Below are 6,000 nucleotides of genomic sequence, written 5' to 3'. Positions count from 1 at the left end.
AAGCATAAGTATACCAGTATACTTATGCTTAAGTTAAAAAGTATACTAGTATACCAGTATACTACGCACAAGTATACTGGTATACCGACGCATAAGTATACCAGTGTACTTGTGCGTGATCTTATATTTCATTAAGATCACTGACAAAGTAACATTTCCCTATAAATTACTTTCGGTTATACCTAATGAAAACTATACAAGAGTATACCAGTATACCCTTGTATAATTTTTTCAGCATGTAAAAACCTCTACACAAACTACGCGTTAGTATACCAGTATACTAACGTTTGTTTCATAAAGTATACTAGTATACTGTAGTATAGTTTGTTAATAGAAAAAAGCATTTACATCACATTTCAAGTGCGTTAGGCTCGATATAACACTAAAATTAAATAAAAAAAAAGCCCCACGAATTGGCGTTCGTAGGACAACAAATTATTCTGATTTATGTATTGTCATTATACCAAGCACCTGGACAAATGGCAATTGGCTTTTTTACCAACACAGGAGCCAAGCTGTGTGCGTAACAGCATTTAAGTAGACAGGTTAAGCATACGCCGCTGCAATAAGGAATGCTAGGAACAATCAAATAGGGTCGCTATATCCTCTATTGTTCTGAATGGTGACCACGACCGATTTGAACTGGTGGGGGCGGTAATCCAGGTCTGATTTAGACTGGTAGCTTAAAACAATACTCTTAGGGTGGATTTTAAGAGTGTTTTAAGCGTGTTGAGACAACAACACCGACGATATAGCATGTGAAACAGGCTCCGACTCGATCCGAGGCTAGAACATACATAATAGACACATTCGTACTCTAGTTCAGCTTAAATCTATTTTAGGCTTTGCTAGGGTACAACTATGCTCATCTCACCACTTTCTCTCACCTCGGCTAGCAAATGAGAAACCTTAAGTCAACCCCTTTTATTTAAGTTAAATAGTAAATAAAAGGAAATATATCTTGTGATGGTAACTGATGAATGAATAAAAGACTAATATATGGAAATTGAGTTTGATTATAGCTTAAATAACGTTTAAGAATGTTTAAAATAGATTGTTGAGAAACAAAAAATACAAAGAAATATATTTGGTTAATAAAAAAGCTTCATGGAAAAATGAACTATTATAGTTAGTAAGGAGGTAGCATGAATATACATATTATTCAACATGTTTCATTTGAAAATCCTGGTCGGATTATGGACTGGATACAAGAGAATAATCATACAGTCGAAATAATAAAAGTTTTTAACGGAGAGTCTCTTCCCAAAGTGGAAGAAGTCTCTTTCTTAATTGTTTTAGGTGGACCAATGAGTGCGAATGACACAGAACAATGGATACAAGATGAACGACATTTGATAAAACAAGTTGTCGATAGTGGAAAACCGATGTTAGGAATTTGTTTAGGTGCACAACAATTAGCTAAAGCCTATGGAAGTGATATTATTTCTACTCCTAAAGAAGTTGGTTGGCACTCGGTGACCTCTTTAACGCAAAACTTTCATCCGAGTAAAGAGTACACTGTCCTTCATTGGCATGGTGAAGGATTTACAAAACCTTTCCATGCTACGCCTTTATATTCTACTGAAAAGTGGGAAAACCAAGGATTTAGCCTGTTCAATGCGATAGGATTACAATTTCATTTTGAAACGACCAAAGAAACTGTGAAAGAGATTGTAGAAGCTGATTCACAGTTTCTTTCACAGTCAGTTTTCTCTGTGACAAGAGGAAAAACAATAGATTTTACTGTTCCTGATGAGAATAAAGACATTTTATTTTTGATCTTAAATACATTGGAACGTGAAGTGAAATTAAAGGACATGTATTTAAGAAAACGTACTTTCAAGTGCGTTTTTGACTCCCAATTAAAAACATAGTATTCTTCTAAATAATTTCGTATATTTATGAAATGACCATTAGTTATGGAATGTATTATCTAGGAAATTTACTTTCGATTAATAATATGTGTTATTATTAACTATATTATAGAATAAGGGAGTTGTTGAGTTGGAAAAAAGAGTAGATTTTTCGTTGTCAATGTTATTTTTTTGGGTGAAAGGCTTCATTTCTGTAGATTCAAGGTTTGTTAAAGTTTCTGGGGCAAATACTATTTTAGGCATTATCCCAGCTGGTAGAGATAATCAATCGATACCATTGAAAAATATTAGTTCTGCTAGAATTTCTACGAGTTATAAGATAAAACCTATGCTTGTTGGTATCATTCTTATTTTTATTGCTATTAATATGTTAGGGGATAACGTCCTTGGAGCTTTAATTTTATTACTTATTGGTGTGGGTATCTTAGGTAGTGGCATGTTATCTGTATTAATCATTCAAAGAGCTGGTAGTGATTTTTATATTTCAGTCCCATTCTTTGATAAAGGTAAATTACTACAAGCTCAAGATATGATTGAAGAAGCTTTATCTTATGATACTGACAAAGGCGATTTGAACATGTTTTTTGAAAAAAAACAATAGTAGTACTTTAGTTTTTTTTAAAAGTTAAATTAGAAACTAGTTTACACGGAGGAAAAAATGAATATAAAAAAAACGACTACATTATTTTTATCTTTAAGCATACTTACTTTCTTAGGTGGCTGTGAAACTGAAGAAGAAACAACACCTGCACCAACGGGTGCTGTAGAAAGCTCATATGCAGAGGAAGTTCATGACGAACCCTATGAGTTTACAGATGAAACTGGTACATACTTAATCGACAAAGAAAATGCAACAAAAACACCCATTTTTCGTGAGGGAGACGTAGTTGGAGAGGACGCGTATGCATCTACAGAGGGTACAGGTAAGGGTGAAGTAGATTTCAATTTTACTTATTCTTATGATGATGGAGACTACACAGAGATGTTGACTGATGTGGCAAAAGAAGTTGAAAAACCATTATCTAAATTAACAGTATTAAGCGCAGAAAAAACGATGGTTGGACACATAAAACCCGTTAACACAATAGATGAACAAGCTATGGATATCAAAGAAGATTCCGTTGATTTTGCAAACGCTGATCGTAGCGAAACAACATCAAAAATATTTGTAATGAAAAAATCATATGATCAAATCATGTTAAATGATGGGTTTGGTAATGAATTACCAGAGCCAAGTTACTTATATGGAAGCCTCACAAATGAAGAGGTTCAGCGTGAAAATGGGTCGCCACTATCAGAAGATATGCGTAATATTGTCACTCTTTATGAAACGGATGATGTCGTGGTGGTGCTCGTAATACAAGATACCTTAATGGGCCCTACTTACCGCACACTTGACGATGATGAGTCTGTAACAACACCGTATGAAGAAAAAAGTGTCAACAACATTGTTAACCCATTTATGTCTGAAAACGCACAAGACGTTTTTGCTAAACACCTAAATTAAAAACAATCCATGCCAAGCAAGGATCCACATACAGAATTAAAAAAAGAGGAACACTTATATTGAAGTGTTCCTCTTTTTTTCTTTTTATACCATTAAAATTTTAAAAATAAGCAAAAAGTCTTTTAAAAGACTTTTAATAAATTTAATTAAAGGAGAGGAATTATATGCCTATAAAAAATAAAAAAACAATAATTACACTAAGTTTAATAGTTTTACTGATTGTTGGAGGTAGTTCGGTAATTGCTATTGAAAAAAATAAAAAAGAAGAACAAAAAATTTATAATGAAAAAATCGAAAATCACATAAATGAAATTAATGAAAAGTATAATGAATTAACTTTAGAGAAAGATGAATCTAAAAAATTAGAAGAGTTAAAAATTATAATTGCAGAACAAAATAAATATATATCGGACAAGGAAAAAGATGAAAAAGTTGTCGAAGCTTATAAAAATTCTATTGATAAATCAAAAAAAATATTCAAAGATACAAACGACAAAGTTGTAAAAGACAACACTATTAAAGATCTAGAAAAAGAAGAAAGAAATTCTTTAAGTAAAAAATCAGAATTATTAAAATCTTTAAAAGATAAAATTAAATTACAAGAAAATATTGTTTATACCACCAAAGAAAGAGAATCGCTTGATAAGAATATTGGAGGTCTTTTAAAACAATACGGAGACAAAATGACTCAATTGGATAAAGAAGCTAAAGAAAAAGAAGAAGAAAAAATAAAAGAAGAACAAGCAATTAAAGAAGCAGAAGAAGTTGCAGCTGCAGAAGAAAAAATACAATTAGAAAACGAAACTGGTTCTAGTTCTAGCGAAAATGACACTTCTAGCAATAATAGTTATGTTGAAAGCAGCAATAGTGGAAATGGAAGCACAAGTAGTAGTTCTTCAAATGGAAACTACAGTTCTGAAAATACACAATCACCAAATAGTAGCAGCAGTCAAAATAATACAACAAGTTCTAATAGTTCAAACAGTAATTCTAGTTCTTCAACAAAAGCACCAACTCAATCAGCACCAAAACCAAGTGCACCATCTAATAGTTCAGGTAAAGATTATGGTTGGTCTGCCGGTCAAAATGGTGAAAATAAAACGGACACTTGGACACAGACAAATCCAGATGGTTCAGTTTCTGCGGGTTTGGGAAATGGAACCAACGATAAAGAATTGGGAGGTTGGGTGATTGATTAATAACTGAAAAATGAGGATTTTCACATCCTCATTTTTTATTTTAAAGATATAGAGTTATATGCTATTTTAAAAGGTTCTACATACACGTTTTTATACAATTTCATGTATTGAAAACAAGCTATTAATTTAAATTAATAGCTTGTTTCTTTGTCTCATTTAAAAAAACCAACTATTATGCTTTACAAGCTAGTTTGCATTTGATATAACTAACTTGTAAAGCATAATAGAGGAGGGATAGCATGGACAATAAAATAAACTCTCAAATGTTGAAAGGAATTTTATCAGGTAGTATTTTACTTTTACTTTATCAAGAAGAATTATATGGTTATAAATTGAGCGAAAAGCTTACAGACTTTGGTTTTACTGATATTCCTAAAGGAACGATCTATCCTCTTTTGCTCTCACTGGAAAAAAAAGAATTAATAAAAGGGACCTTACGTAATTCTGATACAGGGCCAAAAAGAAAATATTATTCTCTTACTGAAAAAGGGCTAATAGAAAAAAATGAATTTACATTGCAATGGAATAAGTTGAAAGAAAGTGTTGATAATCTAGTAGAAGGAAGTGAATAACTTGGAAAAAAATGAATTGATAGAGACAAATGCGGTCTTACAAGAATCGTTGACAAAAGAAAACGAAAAATACTATGGAAACCTACTTATTTATATTAGAATAATGGCTTTTTTCAGAGATGTGAAAAAAAGCGAAGAATTATTATTAGAAGTTTTAAGGGATATTTTAGATGCTCAAGAACAAGGTATTTCCGCAGAAGAATATTTTGGAGAAAATCCAAAAAAAGTTGCTGACGACATTATTAAACAGCTGCCTATTAATCTTTTAGATACTGTAAAAATAATTCTAACTGCTTTAGCAAGCTATAGTATTTTTAGTATTTTATCTGAAATTATTTTTCCAGATGAAAGCCTGGATATTGGAAGTTTACTAATACGCGGATTCTATTGGGCTATTATGGTTATTTTTGCTCTATGGCTTTTAGGGATTAGCTTATATCGATTTAAAGACAAACTATCTAAACTAGTTTTACTTTTATTAGTTGGGTTAGGCGTCTCAGTTGGTTTTTATATTAGTTTTTTAATATCTACACCACTCAAAGTAAATCTTAGTGGCAATTTAGGCATAGTTACCATCATTCTTATATCTGGACTAATACTCTATCTGTTTTATAAAGAAAAAGATAAAAAAATATGGGCACCTTTTCTTCCAATTGTACTTACTTCTGCTATTTTAGGAATTCTTACTAGGATAGACATTTTTTCAGAATTATTAAGTTCAAAAGAAGGTAAAATAGGTGTGGGTGTTATTTTAGGGATCTTACTTATCCTTCAATACGTATTCATTTATTTAACTAGCAAACAGTCAAATAAATAATTTTTCTACTCATCTTAAAATAACTGAATGC

General features: G+C 31.5%; 6 protein-coding genes. All 6 read left to right on the top strand.

Going from position 1 to position 6,000, the window contains the following annotated elements; translation table 11 throughout:
• The first annotated feature begins 1,145 nt into the window (after positions 1–1,145).
• Positions 1,146–1,874, top strand: a complete 729-nt coding sequence (locus CAR_RS12795; protein ID WP_013709695.1) for a type 1 glutamine amidotransferase — start codon at positions 1,146–1,148, stop codon at positions 1,872–1,874.
• Positions 1,875–2,004: 130 nt separating this feature from the next.
• Entirely contained in the window at positions 2,005–2,475 is a 471-nt protein-coding gene (locus CAR_RS12790; RefSeq protein WP_013709694.1) for a hypothetical protein, read from the top strand.
• 57 nt (positions 2,476–2,532) lie between these two features.
• Positions 2,533–3,381, top strand: a complete 849-nt coding sequence (locus CAR_RS12785; RefSeq protein WP_013709693.1) for a hypothetical protein — start codon at positions 2,533–2,535, stop codon at positions 3,379–3,381.
• A gap of 164 nt (positions 3,382–3,545) precedes the next feature.
• Positions 3,546–4,580, top strand: a complete 1,035-nt coding sequence (locus CAR_RS12780; protein WP_013709692.1) for a hypothetical protein — start codon at positions 3,546–3,548, stop codon at positions 4,578–4,580.
• 239 nt (positions 4,581–4,819) lie between these two features.
• Positions 4,820–5,152 carry a PadR family transcriptional regulator gene (locus CAR_RS12775; protein WP_041557125.1) on the top strand — a complete coding sequence of 111 codons (333 nt, stop codon included), beginning with the start codon at positions 4,820–4,822 and terminating at the stop codon, positions 5,150–5,152.
• Positions 5,145–5,969, top strand: coding sequence for a hypothetical protein (locus CAR_RS12770; RefSeq protein ID WP_148229472.1), 825 nt, complete (start codon positions 5,145–5,147; stop codon positions 5,967–5,969). The genes CAR_RS12775 and CAR_RS12770 overlap by 8 nt, the downstream gene beginning before the upstream one ends.
• Positions 5,970–6,000: the final 31 nt, after the last annotated feature.

Source organism: Carnobacterium sp. 17-4 (genome assembly GCF_000195575.1).
Classification (GTDB): Bacteria; Bacillota; Bacilli; order Lactobacillales; family Carnobacteriaceae; genus Carnobacterium_B.
The sequence above is the reverse complement of the archived record's forward strand: the minus strand, read 5'-3'. Positions and strand labels throughout refer to the sequence as shown.